The organism is Mammaliicoccus sp. D-M19 (assembly GCF_022386695.1).
In the GTDB taxonomy this organism is placed as follows: domain Bacteria; phylum Bacillota; class Bacilli; order Staphylococcales; family Staphylococcaceae; genus Mammaliicoccus; species Mammaliicoccus sciuri.
On the sequence record NZ_JAJNHW010000003.1, the window covers coordinates 118,131 to 132,954 of the forward strand.

General features: G+C 36.2%; 30 protein-coding genes. 1 reads left to right on the forward strand and 29 read right to left on the reverse strand.

What is annotated here, in order from left to right; genetic code table 11:
* Positions 1–14: 14 nt before the first annotated feature.
* The 29 genes from rplQ to rpsJ all read right to left on the reverse strand — a co-directional run bounded on the left by rplQ (position 15) and on the right by rpsJ (position 14,109).
* Positions 15–380 (reverse strand): 50S ribosomal protein L17, encoded by a 366-nt coding sequence (gene rplQ / locus LQ675_RS08700; RefSeq protein ID WP_025906481.1) that lies wholly within the window; start codon positions 378–380, stop codon positions 15–17.
* Between the two features lie 16 nt (positions 381–396).
* Positions 397–1,341 carry a DNA-directed RNA polymerase subunit alpha gene (locus LQ675_RS08705; protein ID WP_025906483.1) on the reverse strand — a complete coding sequence of 315 codons (945 nt, stop codon included), beginning with the start codon at positions 1,339–1,341 and terminating at the stop codon, positions 397–399.
* 82 nt (positions 1,342–1,423) lie between these two features.
* Entirely contained in the window at positions 1,424–1,813 is a 390-nt protein-coding gene (gene rpsK / locus LQ675_RS08710; RefSeq protein ID WP_025906484.1) for a 30S ribosomal protein S11, read from the reverse strand.
* Positions 1,814–1,835: 22 nt separating this feature from the next.
* Positions 1,836–2,201, reverse strand: a complete 366-nt coding sequence (gene rpsM / locus LQ675_RS08715; protein ID WP_048541062.1) for a 30S ribosomal protein S13 — start codon at positions 2,199–2,201, stop codon at positions 1,836–1,838.
* 20 nt (positions 2,202–2,221) lie between these two features.
* The gene (gene rpmJ, locus LQ675_RS08720) at positions 2,222–2,335 is read right to left on the reverse strand and encodes a 50S ribosomal protein L36 (RefSeq protein ID WP_003156543.1); all 114 of its coding nucleotides are present in this window, start codon (positions 2,333–2,335) and stop codon (positions 2,222–2,224) included.
* A 32-nt stretch (positions 2,336–2,367) separates the two neighbouring features.
* Positions 2,368–2,586: a translation initiation factor IF-1 gene (gene infA / locus LQ675_RS08725; RefSeq protein ID WP_001118443.1), complete on the reverse strand. Its 219-nt coding sequence runs from the start codon at positions 2,584–2,586 to the stop codon at positions 2,368–2,370.
* 307 nt (positions 2,587–2,893) lie between these two features.
* Positions 2,894–3,541, reverse strand: coding sequence for an adenylate kinase (locus LQ675_RS08730; protein WP_048541064.1), 648 nt, complete (start codon positions 3,539–3,541; stop codon positions 2,894–2,896).
* Positions 3,542–3,559: 18 nt separating this feature from the next.
* A complete protein-coding gene (secY, locus tag LQ675_RS08735; protein WP_048541066.1) occupies positions 3,560–4,861 on the reverse strand; it encodes a preprotein translocase subunit SecY in 1,302 nt (433 codons plus the stop codon).
* Complete coding sequence (rplO, locus tag LQ675_RS08740; RefSeq protein ID WP_025906782.1) at positions 4,861–5,301, reverse strand: 50S ribosomal protein L15; 441 nt, start codon at positions 5,299–5,301, stop codon at positions 4,861–4,863. Before rplO ends, secY begins: the two co-directional genes overlap by 1 nt.
* A 30-nt stretch (positions 5,302–5,331) precedes the next feature.
* On the reverse strand, positions 5,332–5,511 hold the full coding sequence (gene rpmD / locus LQ675_RS08745; RefSeq protein WP_025906783.1) for a 50S ribosomal protein L30: 180 nt from the start codon (positions 5,509–5,511) through the stop codon (positions 5,332–5,334).
* A gap of 16 nt (positions 5,512–5,527) precedes the next feature.
* Positions 5,528–6,028 carry a 30S ribosomal protein S5 gene (gene rpsE, locus LQ675_RS08750; protein WP_025906784.1) on the reverse strand — a complete coding sequence of 167 codons (501 nt, stop codon included), beginning with the start codon at positions 6,026–6,028 and terminating at the stop codon, positions 5,528–5,530.
* A gap of 18 nt (positions 6,029–6,046) precedes the next feature.
* Positions 6,047–6,409, reverse strand: a complete 363-nt coding sequence (rplR, locus tag LQ675_RS08755) for a 50S ribosomal protein L18 (RefSeq protein WP_037589017.1) — start codon at positions 6,407–6,409, stop codon at positions 6,047–6,049.
* A 27-nt stretch (positions 6,410–6,436) separates the two neighbouring features.
* On the reverse strand, positions 6,437–6,973 hold the full coding sequence (gene rplF / locus LQ675_RS08760; protein WP_025906786.1) for a 50S ribosomal protein L6: 537 nt from the start codon (positions 6,971–6,973) through the stop codon (positions 6,437–6,439).
* Between the two features lie 29 nt (positions 6,974–7,002).
* Complete coding sequence (gene rpsH / locus LQ675_RS08765; protein ID WP_025906787.1) at positions 7,003–7,401, reverse strand: 30S ribosomal protein S8; 399 nt, start codon at positions 7,399–7,401, stop codon at positions 7,003–7,005.
* A 29-nt stretch (positions 7,402–7,430) separates the two neighbouring features.
* Complete coding sequence (locus LQ675_RS08770; RefSeq protein WP_016998812.1) at positions 7,431–7,616, reverse strand: type Z 30S ribosomal protein S14; 186 nt, start codon at positions 7,614–7,616, stop codon at positions 7,431–7,433.
* 27 nt (positions 7,617–7,643) lie between these two features.
* The gene (gene rplE / locus LQ675_RS08775; RefSeq protein ID WP_025906788.1) at positions 7,644–8,183 is read right to left on the reverse strand and encodes a 50S ribosomal protein L5; all 540 of its coding nucleotides are present in this window, start codon (positions 8,181–8,183) and stop codon (positions 7,644–7,646) included.
* 25 nt (positions 8,184–8,208) lie between these two features.
* Positions 8,209–8,529: a 50S ribosomal protein L24 gene (gene rplX, locus LQ675_RS08780; RefSeq protein WP_048541067.1), complete on the reverse strand. Its 321-nt coding sequence runs from the start codon at positions 8,527–8,529 to the stop codon at positions 8,209–8,211.
* A gap of 43 nt (positions 8,530–8,572) precedes the next feature.
* Positions 8,573–8,941 carry a 50S ribosomal protein L14 gene (rplN, locus tag LQ675_RS08785; RefSeq protein WP_016911102.1) on the reverse strand — a complete coding sequence of 123 codons (369 nt, stop codon included), beginning with the start codon at positions 8,939–8,941 and terminating at the stop codon, positions 8,573–8,575.
* Positions 8,942–8,974: 33 nt separating this feature from the next.
* Entirely contained in the window at positions 8,975–9,238 is a 264-nt protein-coding gene (rpsQ, locus tag LQ675_RS08790) for a 30S ribosomal protein S17 (RefSeq protein WP_016911101.1), read from the reverse strand.
* Positions 9,239–9,261: 23 nt separating this feature from the next.
* Complete coding sequence (gene rpmC / locus LQ675_RS08795) at positions 9,262–9,477, reverse strand: 50S ribosomal protein L29 (RefSeq protein ID WP_016998808.1); 216 nt, start codon at positions 9,475–9,477, stop codon at positions 9,262–9,264.
* Positions 9,467–9,901 carry a 50S ribosomal protein L16 gene (gene rplP / locus LQ675_RS08800; RefSeq protein WP_016998807.1) on the reverse strand — a complete coding sequence of 145 codons (435 nt, stop codon included), beginning with the start codon at positions 9,899–9,901 and terminating at the stop codon, positions 9,467–9,469. The genes rpmC and rplP overlap by 11 nt, the downstream gene beginning before the upstream one ends.
* Positions 9,902–9,903: 2 nt before the next feature.
* The gene (gene rpsC / locus LQ675_RS08805; RefSeq protein ID WP_025906790.1) at positions 9,904–10,557 is read right to left on the reverse strand and encodes a 30S ribosomal protein S3; all 654 of its coding nucleotides are present in this window, start codon (positions 10,555–10,557) and stop codon (positions 9,904–9,906) included.
* 28 nt (positions 10,558–10,585) lie between these two features.
* Positions 10,586–10,942, reverse strand: a complete 357-nt coding sequence (rplV, locus tag LQ675_RS08810; RefSeq protein ID WP_025906791.1) for a 50S ribosomal protein L22 — start codon at positions 10,940–10,942, stop codon at positions 10,586–10,588.
* 25 nt (positions 10,943–10,967) lie between these two features.
* Positions 10,968–11,246 (reverse strand): 30S ribosomal protein S19, encoded by a 279-nt coding sequence (gene rpsS / locus LQ675_RS08815; RefSeq protein ID WP_025906792.1) that lies wholly within the window; start codon positions 11,244–11,246, stop codon positions 10,968–10,970.
* 64 nt (positions 11,247–11,310) lie between these two features.
* Positions 11,311–12,144 carry a 50S ribosomal protein L2 gene (rplB, locus tag LQ675_RS08820; RefSeq protein WP_025906793.1) on the reverse strand — a complete coding sequence of 278 codons (834 nt, stop codon included), beginning with the start codon at positions 12,142–12,144 and terminating at the stop codon, positions 11,311–11,313.
* Positions 12,145–12,175: 31 nt separating this feature from the next.
* Entirely contained in the window at positions 12,176–12,454 is a 279-nt protein-coding gene (gene rplW / locus LQ675_RS08825; RefSeq protein ID WP_025906794.1) for a 50S ribosomal protein L23, read from the reverse strand.
* Positions 12,454–13,077, reverse strand: coding sequence for a 50S ribosomal protein L4 (gene rplD / locus LQ675_RS08830; protein ID WP_025906795.1), 624 nt, complete (start codon positions 13,075–13,077; stop codon positions 12,454–12,456). The genes rplW and rplD overlap by 1 nt, the downstream gene beginning before the upstream one ends.
* A gap of 29 nt (positions 13,078–13,106) precedes the next feature.
* Positions 13,107–13,769: a 50S ribosomal protein L3 gene (rplC, locus tag LQ675_RS08835; protein WP_025906796.1), complete on the reverse strand. Its 663-nt coding sequence runs from the start codon at positions 13,767–13,769 to the stop codon at positions 13,107–13,109.
* 31 nt (positions 13,770–13,800) lie between these two features.
* Complete coding sequence (gene rpsJ / locus LQ675_RS08840; RefSeq protein WP_016998799.1) at positions 13,801–14,109, reverse strand: 30S ribosomal protein S10; 309 nt, start codon at positions 14,107–14,109, stop codon at positions 13,801–13,803.
* Positions 14,110–14,426: 317 nt separating this feature from the next.
* Between rpsJ and LQ675_RS08845 the strand changes: the two genes are divergently transcribed.
* Positions 14,427–14,795 carry a hypothetical protein gene (locus LQ675_RS08845; RefSeq protein WP_048541070.1) on the forward strand — a complete coding sequence of 123 codons (369 nt, stop codon included), beginning with the start codon at positions 14,427–14,429 and terminating at the stop codon, positions 14,793–14,795.
* Positions 14,796–14,824 lie beyond the last annotated feature (29 nt).

Consider the following 14,824-nt stretch of genomic DNA (forward strand, 5'->3'; position numbering starts at 1 on the left):
CAATAAAGAATAGATTATACTAATTCAATAATTACTGATTCAGCACCGTCACCGCGACGTGGACCAACTTTCATGATACGAGTATATCCACCTTGACGCTCTTCATAGCGTGGCGCAACATCATTGAATAATTTTTGTAATGCAGTGATTGTTTTGTCATCTTCTAAGATTTTAACGTCACGAATCGTTTGAGCAGCTCTACGACGTGAAGCTAGATCACCTTTTTTACCTAAAGTAATTAAGTTATCAACAACTTTACGAACTTCTTTAGCACGAGCTTCTGTAGTCTCGATACGTTCAGAAACGATAAGTTGAGTAGCTAAGTCACGTAACATTGCTTTACGTTGATCAGAAGTACGACCTAATTTTCTGTAACCCATGAATTAACCTCCTTTATTAGTCTTCTTTTCTTAAACCAAGACCAAGATCTTCTAATTTATATTTAACTTCTTCAAGAGACTTACGACCTAAGTTTCGAACTTTCATCATATCTGCCTCAGATTTGTCTGCTAATTCTTGTACAGAATTAATTCCTGCACGTTTTAGACAGTTATAAGAACGTACTGATAAGTCTAATTCTTCGATAGACATTTCAAGTACTTTTTCTTTTTGATCTTCTTCTTTTTCAATCATGATTTCAGCATTTTGTGCTTCATCAGTTAAATTAACAAAAATGTTTAAGTGTTCAGTCATGATTTTAGCACCTAAAGAAACAGCTTCTTGAGGAGATAACGAACCATCTGTCCAAACATCGATTGTTAATTTATCATAATCACTACTTTGCCCTACACGTGTATTTTCAACTGTATAGTTCACACGATTTACTGGAGAATAAAGTGAGTCGATTGGAATGACACCAATTGGCAAATCACTTGTGTTATTTTGTTCAGCTAAAGCATATCCGCGACCTTTATTAGCAATTAAGCGCATCTTAAGGTGTCCACCTTTAGAAACTGTTGCAATTTTTAAATCTGGATTTAAAATTTCAACATCACTGTCATGCATGATATCTTTCGCAGTAACTTCACCTTCATCTTTAATATCGATTTCAAGTGTTTTATCTTCTTCAGAGTAGATTTTTATAGCTAATTTCTTGATGTTCATAATGATAGTAGTAACATCCTCAACTACATTTTCAACTGCTGAGAATTCGTGAAGTACACCTTCAATTTCGATATTTTTAACTGCCGCACCTGGTAATGAAGATAATAGGATACGACGTAAGGAGTTGCCTAGTGTTGTACCATAACCACGTTCTAGCGGTTCAACAACGAACTTACCGAATGTAGAATCATCACTAACTTCTATTGTTTCAATTCTAGGTTTTTCGATTTCAATCATTTAAATATATCCTCCTTATAAACGTCGATTAAACTTTATTAATTTCTATCCAGTGACTCTTGAACATTAGAACTAACAAAAATTATACACGACGACGTTTTGGTGGACGACATCCGTTATGTGGAACTGGTGTTACGTCTTTAATTGCTGTGATTTCTAATCCAGCTGATTGTAACGCACGGATCGCTGATTCACGACCTGGGCCAGGACCTTTAACTGTTACTTCTACAGTTTTCAAACCGTGTTCCATAGCAGCTTTTGAAGCTGTTTCTGAAGCCATTTGAGCTGCAAAAGGTGTTGATTTTTTAGAACCTTTAAATCCTAACGCACCTGCTGAAGACCATGATAATGCATTACCGAAATCATCAGTGATCGTTACGATTGTATTGTTGAATGTTGAACGGATGTGAGCTACACCACTTTCAATATTCTTTTTAACTCTACGTTTACGAGAAACTTGTTTACGTGCCATTTATATGTGCCTCCTTTACTTATTATTTTTTCTTGTTCGCTACTGTTTTAACTGGTCCTTTACGCGTACGCGCATTGTTCTTAGTGTTTTGACCACGAACTGGTAAACCACGACGGTGGCGAATTCCACGGTATGAAGCGATTTCCATTAAACGTTTAATGTTTAAGTTTCTTTCACGACGAAGGTCACCTTCAACTTTGTAACCATCTACAACTTCACGGATACGACCTAATTCGTCATCAGTTAAATCGCGAACACGTGTGTCTTCAGATACGTTTGCTTCTTTAAGAATTTTTTGTGCTGTTGTTTTTCCGATACCATATACGTAAGTTAACGAGATTACTACGCGTTTCTCACGTGGTACGTCAATACCTGCAATACGAGCCATTTATTTACACCTCTCTTTTATTAGCCTTGTTTTTGTTTGTGTTTTGGATTTTCACAAATCACCATTACTTTACCTTTACGACGAATAACTTTACATTTTTCGCAAATTGGTTTTACTGATGGTCTTACTTTCATCTTTGTATACCTCCTTGTATTTGGAGTGACGATTATTTATAACGATAAGTGATTCTTCCGCGTGTTAGGTCATACGGAGACATTTCAACTGTTACTTTGTCGCCAGGTAGAATTCTAATATAGTTCATACGGATTTTACCACTAACGTGTGCTAAAATTTCATGTCCATTTTCTAATTCTACTTTAAACATAGCGTTTGGTAAAGTATCTAATACTGTACCTTCTAATTCGATTACATCTTGTTTAGCCATGATCATTTCCCCCTTTTTCTATTCATTCTCGTGAAATACAAACGTATTTCATGTTTTAAAACCTGGTCCAAAATTAGAGACATACTTTAGGTGATTAAATCACATAGAATAAGCACAGGTTTATAAAATTGGGATGATTTAATACTTAAGATTTGCATTCGACAACACTTCAAATACTTATCGCTTCTTGTAATCACTCCGATTGTATTCCAAAAACCTAAATACTATCTTGATTCTTAAAATTGAACGCATTCACGCGTTCAAGAATCACCTAAAGCTAGGCGAATTCGGGGTGAAAGCGTCATTACTATAATGATTCAAGAATTTGAATAACATCTTCAGTAACATTATCAATTTGTCTAGAACCATCGATGTTTTTAAGGACACCTTGATTTTCATAGAAATCTAAAAGTGGTTTAGTTTGTTTAACATTAACACTTAAACGATTTGCTACTGTTTCAGGGTTATCGTCTTCACGTTGATATAATTTACCACCGTCAAGATCACAAACACCTTCAACTTTTGGTGGATTAAATACTAAATGATAAGTTGTTCCACATACTTCACAAATTCTTCTGCCAGTTAAACGATTCATAAGTTCTTCTTCCGCAACTTCGATGTTAATAACAGCATCTACTTTACGATTTAAGTCACTTAAAATTTCATTTAATGCATCAGCTTGTTCAACTGTACGAGGAAAACCATCTAGTAAAAATCCTTTTTTCGCATCTTCTTCAGCTAGTCTTTCTCTAACGATACCTATAGTCACTTCATCTGGTACAAGTTCCCCGCGATCCATATAAGATTTAGCCTCTTTACCAAGGTCAGTCTCTTCTTTGATCGCTTTACGGAACATATCACCAGTTGAGATATGAGGAATAGGGTATTTCTTAACAATTTCACTCGCTTGAGTACCTTTACCTGCACCAGGTAAACCCATTAAAATGATGTTCATAAAAACCCTCCTACTTGCTTATCGTCTTCTAAAGCCTCTATATTCACGTTGATTGAGTTGAGCTTCTAAAGTTTTCATTGTTTCAATTGCAACACCGATAACGATTAGTAAGCTAGTACCACCAACTTGTATTGCTTGAGGTAAATTCATTAACTTAATTGCTAAAATCGGAATAATAGAAATTAAAGCTAAGAAAATTGATCCCACAAACGTTAAACGATAAAGCACTTTAGTGATGTATTTTTTAGTTTGATCTCCAGGTCTAATACCTGGTACATAACTACCTTGTTTTTGTAAGTTTTCTGCCATCTTTTCAGGATTAACCTGAACAAATGCATAAAAGTATGCGAAAGCTATAATTAAAATAACATATACAATCATACCAATATTATGAGAAGGATCTGCGTAATTTGTAACTGTTTGCGCCCATTCTTGATCAGGGAAGAATAATGTTAAAGTCTTCGGAAGCATAAAGAATGCCATCGCAAAGATTACCGGAATTACACCTGCTGCATTAACTTTTAAAGGTAAATATGTTGCGTTTGCAGATAAAGAACCACCTGCGCCTTGAGTTTGACGTTTAGCATATTGAATAGGAATTTTACGAATTGCTTGAAGTACATAAACTGCACCAACAGTAAGTAAAATCATACCTACGAATAAACCAATCGCTTTTAACCAAGCCATAGTAGTATCATCTGCGCCAACAAAACTTTGTTGGTAAAACTGAATTAATGAGTTTGGCATAGAAGATAATATACCAGCGAAGATAATAATAGATATACCATTACCAACACCAAATTGTGTTATCTGTTCACCTAACCACATTAAGAAAGCTGTTCCTGCAGTTAAAACAAGTGCTATTAACACATAATTTAAGACTGAAGTATTTTGAATTAAATTACCACCGAGCATATTATTAAATGAATATGACATACCTAAGCCTTGAACAAAGGCTAATACAATTGTGAAGTAACGTGTAAATTGATTAATCTTTTTACGACCAACTTCACCTTGTTTAGACCACTCTGTAAACTTAGGTACAACATCCATTTGTAATAATTGCATTACGATTGAAGCAGTAATGTAAGGCATAATACCCATAGCTAAAATTGAGAAGTTCTGCAAGGCACCTCCACCGAATGTGTTAAACAAATCGGTAATACCTTGCGAACCTTTATTTTGATTAAAAGCATCTGGATTAACACCAGGAGCTGGAATATATGTTCCAACTTTAAATATAACGAGCATTGCTAGTGTGAATAATATCTTGTTACGAATATCTTTAGTCTTCAAAAAACTAACGATCGTTTCAAACATTAGATCACCTCATGCGTTCCGCCCTTACCTTCGATTGCTTCAATAGCTGAAGCTGAGAATTTATGAGCTTTTATTGTTAATTTCTTTTCTAATGAACCGTTTCCTAAAACTTTAACGCCAGATTTTTCAGATTTAACAACACCTGATTCTACTAATAATGCTGGTGTAACTTCAGTTCCTTCTTCGAAACGATTTAATTGATCAAGATTAACAATTGCATATTCTTTACGGTTGATGTTAGTGAATCCACGTTTTGGTAAACGACGGAATAATGGTAATTGACCACCTTCGAAACCTAAACGAACACCGCCACCTGAACGTGCTTTTTGACCTTTAGTACCACGACCACTTGTTTTACCGTTACCTGTAGCCATACCACGACCAACACGGTTACGTTCTTTACGAGCACCTTTAACTGGTTTCAACTCATGTAATTTCATTTTGGCACCTCCTTAATACTTTAGATGAATTTATTTTTCAGTAACTTTTACTAAGTGACTTACTTTGTCGATTTGCCCACGAATCGCAGGATTATCTTCAACTACTACAGTTGAGTTTGTTTTTTTAAGTCCTAGCGCTTGAACTGTCTTACGTTGAGTTTCAGGACGACCAATAACGCTACGAGTGAGGGTGATTTCTAATTTAGCCATAGTGTTTGTTCCCTCCTTAATTTAATAATTCTTCTACTGATTTACCGCGTAGACTAGCTACTTCTTCGGCATTTTTAAGTTCTTTAAGTCCTTCGATTGTAGCACGAACCATGTTGATTGGTGTGTTAGAACCTAATGATTTACTTAAGATATCAGTGATACCAGCAAGTTCTAAAACGGCACGAACTGGTCCACCTGCAATAACACCTGTACCAGGTGCTGCTGGTTTAATTAAAACACGACCTGCACCAAAACGTCCAATAACTTGGTGAGGAGTTGTTCCTTCAACACGTGGAACTGTTACTAAGTCTTTCTTAGCATCTTCTACTGCTTTTTTAATTGCTTCAGGTACCTCTTGAGCTTTACCAGTACCGAAACCTACGCGACCATTTTTATCTCCAACAACTACTAAAGCTGTAAAACGGAAACGACGACCACCTTTAACTACTTTAGCTACACGGTTAATCGTAACTACGCGCTCTTCAAATTCTTTAACTTCTTGTTCTTTACGACGCATGAGTGTCCCTCCTTTAAATTAAAATTGAAGTCCGTTTTCACGAGCTGCATCAGCTAATGCTTTGATACGTCCGTGGTATAAATATCCTCCACGATCAAATACTACAGCGTCAACGCCTTTTTCAGCGGCACGTTTTGCAACGATTTCGCCTACTTTAGCAGCTGCTTCTACATTACCTGATTGCTCTAGGTTAAATTCTTTATCTACAGTTGATGCTTGAGCGATTGTTACACCGTTTAAGTCATCAATTACTTGAGCATAAATATGTTTGTTTGAACGATATACGTTTAAACGTGGCTTTTCGCTAGTTCCAGCTAATTTAGCACGTACGCGGGCATGTCTTTTCAAACGAACTTTATTTTTGTCGATTTTAGCGATCATGTTAGTGCTCCTTTCTTATCTTAATGATTACTTACCAGTTTTACCTTCTTTACGACGAACATATTCGCCTTCGTAACGAATACCTTTACCTTTGTAAGGTTCTGGTGGACGGATTGAACGGATATAAGATGCAATTGCACCAACACGTTCTTTTGAAATACCTTCTACTTTAACTTTAGTGTTTTTCTCTACTGATAATGTGATTCCATCTTCAGCAACGATTTCTACAGGGTGAGAATAACCAACGTTTAAGATGATATTTTTACCTTGCATTTGGGCACGGTAACCAACACCAATAAGTTCTAAGTTTTTCTCGAAACCTTTAGATACACCTTCAATCATGTTAGCGATTAAAGCACGAGTTGTACCATGGATTGTTTTATGTTCTTTAGAGTCAGATGGACGTACAACTTCTAAGCTGTTGTCCTCTTGTTTATATGTCATTTCTTCATTAAAAGTACTAGTTAATTCACCTTTAGATCCTTTAACTGTTACTGTGTTACCTTCGATAGTAACAGTAACGTCTGAAGGGATCTCAATAATTTTCTTACCAACACGGCTCATTATGTGGGCACCTCCTTATAATTTTATAATTACCAGATATAAGCTAATACTTCTCCACCGATTCCACGTTGTCTAGCATCTTTATCAGTTAAAACACCTTCAGATGTAGAAACAAGTGCAATACCTAAACCGTTAAGAACTTTTGGAAGTTCATCAGCTTTAGCATAAACACGTAAACCTGGTTTAGAAATACGTTTTAATCCTGTGATAACGCGCTCGTTGTTTTGACCATATTTAAGGAACATACGGATAACACCTTGCTTATCATCTTCGATATATTCTACGCTTTTTACGAATCCTTCTTTTTTAAGGATTTCAGCGATTTCTTTTTTAATGTTTGATGCAGGTAACTCTAATTTTTCGTGACGTACCATGTTTGCGTTACGCACGCGAGTTAACATATCTGCAATTGGATCTGACATTGTCATTTGTGTTTCCTCCTTTCATTCTTTTGAGTTTACCAGCTAGCTTTACGTACGCCAGGGATTTGGCCTTTGTATGCTAGTTCACGGAAACAAATACGGCAAAGTTTGAATTTACGATATACTGAGTGTGGACGTCCACAACGTTCACAACGAGTGTATTCACGAACTCCGAATTTTTGTTTACGTTGTTGTTTAGCGATCATTGATTTTTTAGCCACTTAATTAGCCTCCTTTATAATTAGAGATTACTTTTGAAATGGCATACCGAATTGTGTTAACAATTCACGAGCTTCCTCGTCAGTGTTAGCAGTTGTAACGATAACGATATCCATTCCTCGTACTTTACTTACTTTATCATAGTCGATTTCAGGGAAAATTAATTGTTCCTTAACACCTAAAGTGTAATTTCCACGACCGTCGAATGCTTTTTTAGAGATACCACGGAAGTCACGTACACGTGGTAATGAAACTGAGATTAATTTATCAAAGAATTCATACATTCTTTCTCCACGTAATGTAACTTTTGCACCGATTGGCATACCTTCACGAAGACGGAAAGTCGCAATAGATTTTTTAGCTTTAGTTACTAATGGTTTTTGACCAGTGATTGCTTGAAGTTCTTCAACTGCAGAGTCTAAAACTTTAGAGTTTTGAACTGCATCACCGATACCCATGTTTACAACTATTTTTTCGATTTTTGGTACTTCCATAACTGAACTATAGTTAAATTTCTTAACTAACTCAGCAGAAATTTCATTATTAAACTTTTCTTTTAAACGTGTCAAAGTGGATCCTCCTTTCACTTAATAATTATTCATTTGATGATTTGATTTCTTCGCCAGATTTTTTAGCGATACGAACTTTTTTACCATCTACTACTTTGAATCCAACACGAGTTGGTTCGTTTGTCTTAGGATCAAGTAATTGAACGTTTGATACGTGGATAGTACCTTCTGTTTCTAAGATACCACCTTCTGGATTGAACTGAGTTGGTTTTTGGTGTTTTTTAATGATGTTTACACCTTCTACAACTACGCGTTCTTTCTTAGGTAATGCTTCTAAAACTTTACCAGTTTTACCTTTATCTTTACCTGAGATAACGATTACGTTGTCACCTTTACGTACGTGCATGTGTAGGCACCTCCTTAGGAATTTTGTTTTTTATCATTATAGATTAAAGTACCTCTGGCGCTAGAGAAACGATTTTCATGAAGTTACCTTCACGTAATTCACGCGCTACAGGACCGAATATACGTGTACCACGTGGACCTTTGTCATCACGGATGATTACACATGCATTTTCGTCAAATTTGATGTAAGAGCCATCTTCACGACGTACACCTGATTTAGTACGTACAACAACAGCTTTAACAACTTCACCTTTTTTAACAACGCCACCTGGTGTAGCATTTTTAACAGTAACGACGATTACATCACCAATGTTAGCTGTCTTACGACCAGATCCGCCTAAAACTTTGATTGTTAATACTTCACGAGCACCAGAGTTGTCTGCTACTTTTAAACGTGTTTCTTGTTGGATCATCTTTGTTTGACCTCCCTTATCTTTATACTTCTATTAAATAATTACTGATTCTTCAACGATTTCAACTAGACGAAAACGCTTAGTTGATGATAAAGGACGTGTTTCTGCAATCTTAACGATATCGCCCATTTTTGCTGAATTGTTTTCATCATGCGTTTTATATTTTTTTGAATATTTTACGCGTTTACCATATAATTTATGAGTTTTGTATGTTTCAACAACTACTGTAATAGTTTTATCCATTTTATCTGAAACTACTTTACCAACGTAAACTTTGCGGTCATTTCTTTCACTCACAGTAATGAACCTCCTCTACTTGATTATTTATTATCTGCTGCTTTCTCTTCTTCGATTTCTCTTTCGCGAACGATTGTTTTTAGACGTGCAATCGTCTTTTTAACTTTTCGAATGTTAGCAGTCTCTTCAAGTTGACCAGTTGCTAACTGAAAGCGTAAGTTGAATAATTGCTCTTTAGCTTCTTTGATTTCTTTTTCAATTTCAGTAGTGGTTAAATTTCTGATATCCTTAGCTTTCATTTGTGTCACCACCCAATTCTTCACGTTTTACAAACTTAGATTTAACTGGAAGTTTGTGTGCTGCAAGACGTAATGCTTCACGTGCAACTTCTTCTTGAACACCTGCAACTTCGAACAAGATACGTCCTGGTTTAACTACTGCTACCCATCCTTCAACTGCACCTTTACCTGAACCCATACGTACTTCTAAAGGTTTTTTAGTATAAGGTGTATGTGGGAATATTTTGATCCATACTTTTCCGCCACGTTTCATGTAACGTGTCATTGCGATACGAGCTGATTCGATTTGACGAGAAGTAATCCAAGCTGCTGTTTGAGCTTGTAAACCGTACTCACCAAATGTTACTTCATTTCCGCCTTTTGAACGACCAGTTGTTTTTGGACGATGTTGACGACGGAATTTAACACGCTTTGGTAATAACATTATTATTTTCCTCCTTCACTAGACTTCTTTGTAGGAAGAACTTCTCCACGGTAGATCCATACTTTAACACCTAATTTACCGTAAGTAGTGTCGGCTTCTTCATGTGCGAAATCAATGTCTGCACGTAATGTATGAAGTGGAACAGTTCCTTCTGAATATTGTTCTGCACGAGCGATATCTGCGCCACCTAAACGACCAGATACTTGAGTTTTGATACCTTTAGCTCCCAATTTCATTGCGCGTTGGATAGCTTGTTTTTGAGCACGACGGAAAGATACACGGTTTTCTAATTGACGAGCAATATTATTTGCTACCAATGTTGCATCTAAATCAACTTTTTTGATTTCGATAACGTTGATGTGTACTTTTTTGTTAGTCAATGCGTTTAATTTGTTACGTAATTTTTCAATTTCTGAACCGCCTTTACCAATAACCATACCTGGTTTACCAGTGTGGATAGCGATATTGATACGATTTGCTGCACGTTCAATTTCAACACTTGAAACTGAAGCTTCTTTTAATGCTTCTGCGATATATTTACGAACTTTTAAGTCTTCATGTAAAAGTGTTGCGAAGTCTTTACCTGCATACCACTTTGCTTCCCAGTCACGAATTACACCGACACGAAGTCCGATTGGATTAATTTTTTGACCCACTATATTCCCTCCTTAATGATTTAGTTAATTATGCTTCTTTAACTTCTTTAGCTTCTTTTTCGCCAACTACGATTGTAATATGGCTAGTACGTTTGTTAATCGCACTTGCACGACCTTGTGCACGTGGACGGAAACGTTTCAATGTAGGTCCTTCATTAGCGTAAGCTTCTTTTACTACTAATGTGTCAGGATTTAAATCATAGTTATGTTCTGCATTTGCTAATGCTGACATTAATAATTTTTCAACAACAGGTGATGTTGCTTTGTTTGTTAATTTTAAGATGGCAATTGCTTCTGCCACTTCTTTACCTCTAATAAGATCTAAAACTAATCTCACTTTACGAGGTGCGATTCTTATTGTTCTAGCAACCGCTTTTGCTTCCATTGTGACTTCCTCCTCTTTTTAGAAATTAGCGTTTAGTCTTTTTGTCGTCTGCAGCATGACCTTTATAAGTACGTGTAGGTGCAAACTCTCCTAATTTATGTCCAACCATATCTTCAGTAATGAAAACTGGCACATGTTTACGACCATCATATACTGCTATTGTATGTCCGATGAAGTTAGGAAATACTGTTGAACGACGAGACCATGTTTTAATAACTGATTTTTTTTCACCTTCGTTTTGAGCTTCAACTTTTTTCATTAAATGATCATCAACGAAAGGTCCTTTTTTAAGACTACGAGCCATTATGGCGCCTCCCTTCTTATTTAATGCGCGCGGCATCTAAGCCGCACACGTAAATAAGGTATTATTATTTTTTCTTACGACCACGAACGATAAATTTAGATGAACGTTGGTTTTGTTTACGAGTTTTCTTACCAAGTGTTGGTTTGCCCCATGGAGACATTGGTGATTTAAGACCGATTGGTGTACGACCTTCACCACCACCATGTGGGTGATCGTTAGGGTTCATTACAGAACCACGAACTGTAGGACGTTTACCCATCCATCTAGAACGACCAGCTTTACCAATTGTGATTAATTCGTGTTGTTCATTACCAACTTGACCGATTGTTGCACGACAAGTAGATAAGATCATACGAACTTCACCTGATTTAAGACGAACTAGTACGTATTTACCTTCTTTACCAAGTACTTGAGCACTTGTACCAGCTGAACGGACTAATTGTCCACCTTTACCTGGTTTTAATTCGATGTTGTGAATTGTAGTACCAACTGGGATATCAGTTAATGCTAATGCATTACCTACTTTGATATCTGCATCTGGACCATTGAATACTTCTTGTCCTACTTTTAATCCTTTAGGAGCAATGATATATCTTTTTTCACCATCTGCGTATACTAATAATGCGATATTAGCTGAACGGTTTGGATCATACTCGATAGTTGCTACTTTAGCAGGAATTCCATCTTTGTTACGTTTGAAATCAATTACACGGTATTGACGTTTATGACCGCCACCTCTGTGACGAACTGTCAATTTACCTTGGTTGTTACGTCCCGCTTTTCTCGGAAGCGGTTGTAATAAAGACTTTTCAGGAGTCGTTGATGTAATTTCAGCGAAGTCTGAAGATGTCATATTACGACGACCATTTGTAATTGGCTTATACTTTTTAAGAGCCATTGTCGTTTTACCTCCTTAATGGTAATTGTTTTTAGTTAAATAGGTCTATTGAAGAACCTTCTTTTAGAGTTACGATTGCTTTACGACGTTTGTTAGTGAAACCATTGTAACGACCAACACGTTTAGCTTTTGCTTTAACGTTCATGATATTTACTGTATCAACTTTCACGTCGAAAATTTCTTCGATTGCGATTTTTACTTGTGTTTTGTTTGCACGTGTATCTACATCAAATGTGTATTTATCTAAAGCCATATCTGATGAAGATTTTTCTGTGATTACGGGGCGCTTAATAACATCTCTTGCTTCCATTATGCGAGCACCTCCTCTACTTTATCCACTGCTGCTTTAGTTATTACGACTTTACTAGAATCTAAGATATCTAATACGTTTAAGCTTTGAGCGTCGATAACTTTAACACCTGGAATGTTACGAGCTGATAATTCAACGTTGCTGTCTACAGTATCAACGATGAATAAAACTTTCTTAGAAAGTTCTAAGTTGCTCATTACATTTTTGAATTCTTTTGTTTTAGGTGCATCAAAGTTGAATGCTTCTAAAACTGTTAATTCGTTACCACTTACTTTTGAAGATAATGCAGAACGTAATGCTAAACGACGCATTTTCTTAGGCATTTTGTAAGAATAACTTCTTGGTGTAGGACCGAATACGATACCACCACCACGCCATTGTGGCGCACGGATTGTACCTTGACGAGCACGACCTGTACCTTTTTGTTTCCAAGGTTTACGTCCACCACCACGAACTGCTGAACGATTTTTAACTGCGTGAGTACCTTGGCGTAATGAAGCACGTTGTAAGTTGACTGCTTCGAATAATACGTGTTGGTTTGGTTCGATACCAAATACACTATCATTTAATTCGATAGAACCTGATTTTGATCCATCTACTTTTAATACATCAATATTAGCCATAATGTTGTTTCCTCCTTTCACCTAAATAATTATTTATTACCTTTTTTAATTGAAGTTGTAAGTTTTACTAAACCTTTTTTAGGACCTGGCACGTTACCTTTAACTAAAATTACGTTATTTTCTGCATCAACTTTAACTACTTCTAAGTTTTGCATAGTAACTGTGTTTCCGCCCATACGGCCTGGTAATTCTTTACCTTTAAATACTTTAGAAGCATCTGAAGCCATACCCATTGAACCAGAGCCTCTGTGGTAACGAGAACCGTGACTCATTGGTCCACGAGAGAATCCGTGACGTTTAATTGAGCCTTGGAAACCTTTACCTTTTGAAACGCCTGTTGCATCAATAATGTCTCCTGCTTGGAAAGTATCTACAGTGACTTCTTGACCTACCTCGTATGCTGAAACATCAATGTTTCTGAATTCACGAGTGAAGCGCTTAGGTGCTGTACCTGCTTTTTTAGCATGGCCTTCAGCAGCTTTAGTAGCATATTTGTTAGATTTACGATCTTTTTTATATGCTTGTTTGTCTTCAAAACCGATTTGAACAGCGTTGTAGCCGTCCACTTCTTCAGTTTTAGTTTGTAATACTACGTTTTGACTAGCTTCTACTACAGTAACTGGTATTAATTCACCGTTTTCTGCGAATACTTGTGTCATTCCAATTTTTCTTCCTAAGATTCCTTTGGTCATCGAAAGTCGCACCTCCTGTTATTTTAATGAATTATAATTTGATTTCGATGTCTACACCTGATGGTAAGTTTAAGCCCATAAGAGCATCAACTGTTTTTGGTGTAGGGTTAAGAATGTCGATTAAACGTTTATGCGTACGTTGTTCGAATTGTTCACGTGAGTCTTTGTACTTATGAACGGCACGGATTACAGTATAAACTGATTTCTCAGTTGGTAATGGAATCGGACCAGACACTTGAGCTCCTGAACGTTTAGCTGTTTCAACAATTTTCTCTGCTGATTGATCGATCATGCGGTGATCATACGCTTTTAAACGGATACGAATTTTTTGTTTTGCCATAATTTTCCCTCCTTGTTCGTCTACTTTATAGTGATAGACTTCTCCACGAAAACTCTCTTACACACCGCCATGGCAAAGCGGCCGGGTGTGTCAGTAACCTCTCGCTTCATCGCTTCTTAAAGTCCAACATTAGATATGATACATGATTTATTTCTATTAATCAATAGATAACCATATATTTTTTTCTAATTTCATCTAACACATACCCAAGTATTATAACGGATTATGCGTTCTTTTTCAATAGGTAAAATTTAAATAGATAATTTGTAATCTAAATGTTATAATATAACAAGCAATTTTAACTAGGTGGTGAAATCATGAAAAGAGGAATTAAATCAGTTTTGCTAGTTCTTTCTATTATATTAGTTGTATCTGAGTTATTATTAGCCATACCTTTTCTAGGTGGAGGAATCGTTCTTTCAACTGGTTATAATGCTTTGGTACTTAATGGAACGTTATACTTTATTACGACTCTCATCCTATTAATAGATAACCAGAATTCTGTTAAAGTAATATTTATCATTCCATTAATCGGACTAATCGCTAGCTTTGTTGCAATCATTCCTATTATTGGCTGGTTATTACATATCGTAATGGTCGTATTAATGATCATCTTCTTATTTACGATTATAATTGCGCCAGTATATATCCCATCTAAATATTACAAGACTACTTATAAAAGTTAATATATAAATAAAAAGCCACGAGACTTCAT

What these genes read in the sequence shown, in the direction of transcription:
- rplQ (WP_025906481.1), bottom strand. Translation starts at nt 380, where the DNA reads ATGGGTTACAGAAAATTAGGTCGTACTTCTGATCAACGTAAAGCAATG.
- LQ675_RS08705 (WP_025906483.1), bottom strand. Translation starts at nt 1,341, where the DNA reads ATGATTGAAATCGAAAAACCTAGAATTGAAACAATAGAAGTTAGTGAT.
- rpsK (WP_025906484.1), bottom strand. Translation starts at nt 1,813, where the DNA reads ATGGCACGTAAACAAGTTTCTCGTAAACGTAGAGTTAAAAAGAATATT.
- rpsM (WP_048541062.1), bottom strand. Translation starts at nt 2,201, where the DNA reads ATGGCTCGTATTGCAGGTATTGACGTACCACGTGAGAAACGCGTAGTA.
- rpmJ (WP_003156543.1), bottom strand. Translation starts at nt 2,335, where the DNA reads ATGAAAGTAAGACCATCAGTAAAACCAATTTGCGAAAAATGTAAAGTT.
- infA (WP_001118443.1), bottom strand. Translation starts at nt 2,586, where the DNA reads ATGGCTAAACAAGATGTAATCGAATTAGAAGGTACAGTATTAGATACT.
- LQ675_RS08730 (WP_048541064.1), bottom strand. Translation starts at nt 3,541, where the DNA reads ATGAACATCATTTTAATGGGTTTACCTGGTGCAGGTAAAGGTACTCAA.
- secY (WP_048541066.1), bottom strand. Translation starts at nt 4,861, where the DNA reads ATGTTTGAAACGATCGTTAGTTTTTTGAAGACTAAAGATATTCGTAAC.
- rplO (WP_025906782.1), bottom strand. Translation starts at nt 5,301, where the DNA reads ATGAAATTACATGAGTTGAAACCAGTTAAAGGTGCTCGTAAAGAACGT.
- rpmD (WP_025906783.1), bottom strand. Translation starts at nt 5,511, where the DNA reads ATGGCTAAATTAGAAATCACCCTCACTCGTAGCGTTATTGGTCGTCCT.
- rpsE (WP_025906784.1), bottom strand. Translation starts at nt 6,028, where the DNA reads ATGCGTCGTAAAGAACAAGAAGTTAAAGAATTTGAAGAGCGCGTAGTT.
- rplR (WP_037589017.1), bottom strand. Translation starts at nt 6,409, where the DNA reads ATGATCGCTAAAATCGACAAAAATAAAGTTCGTTTGAAAAGACATGCC.
- rplF (WP_025906786.1), bottom strand. Translation starts at nt 6,973, where the DNA reads ATGAGCCGTGTTGGTAAGAAAATTATTGAGATCCCTTCAGACGTTACT.
- rpsH (WP_025906787.1), bottom strand. Translation starts at nt 7,401, where the DNA reads ATGACAATGTCAGATCCAATTGCAGATATGTTAACTCGCGTGCGTAAC.
- rplX (WP_048541067.1), bottom strand. Translation starts at nt 8,529, where the DNA reads ATGCACGTACGTAAAGGTGACAACGTAATCGTTATCTCAGGTAAAGAT.
- rplN (WP_016911102.1), bottom strand. Translation starts at nt 8,941, where the DNA reads ATGATCCAACAAGAAACACGTTTAAAAGTAGCAGACAACTCTGGTGCT.
- rpmC (WP_016998808.1), bottom strand. Translation starts at nt 9,477, where the DNA reads ATGAAAGCTAAGGATATCAGAAATTTAACCACTACTGAAATTGAAAAA.
- rplP (WP_016998807.1), bottom strand. Translation starts at nt 9,901, where the DNA reads ATGTTATTACCAAAGCGTGTTAAATTCCGTCGTCAACATCGTCCAAAA.
- rplV (WP_025906791.1), bottom strand. Translation starts at nt 10,942, where the DNA reads ATGGAAGCAAAAGCGGTTGCTAGAACAATAAGAATCGCACCTCGTAAA.
- rpsS (WP_025906792.1), bottom strand. Translation starts at nt 11,246, where the DNA reads ATGGCTCGTAGTCTTAAAAAAGGACCTTTCGTTGATGATCATTTAATG.
- rplB (WP_025906793.1), bottom strand. Translation starts at nt 12,144, where the DNA reads ATGGCTCTTAAAAAGTATAAGCCAATTACAAATGGTCGTCGTAATATG.
- rplW (WP_025906794.1), bottom strand. Translation starts at nt 12,454, where the DNA reads ATGGAAGCAAGAGATGTTATTAAGCGCCCCGTAATCACAGAAAAATCT.
- rplD (WP_025906795.1), bottom strand. Translation starts at nt 13,077, where the DNA reads ATGGCTAATATTGATGTATTAAAAGTAGATGGATCAAAATCAGGTTCT.
- rplC (WP_025906796.1), bottom strand. Translation starts at nt 13,769, where the DNA reads ATGACCAAAGGAATCTTAGGAAGAAAAATTGGAATGACACAAGTATTC.
- rpsJ (WP_016998799.1), bottom strand. Translation starts at nt 14,109, where the DNA reads ATGGCAAAACAAAAAATTCGTATCCGTTTAAAAGCGTATGATCACCGC.
- LQ675_RS08845 (WP_048541070.1), top strand. Translation starts at nt 14,427, where the DNA reads ATGAAAAGAGGAATTAAATCAGTTTTGCTAGTTCTTTCTATTATATTA.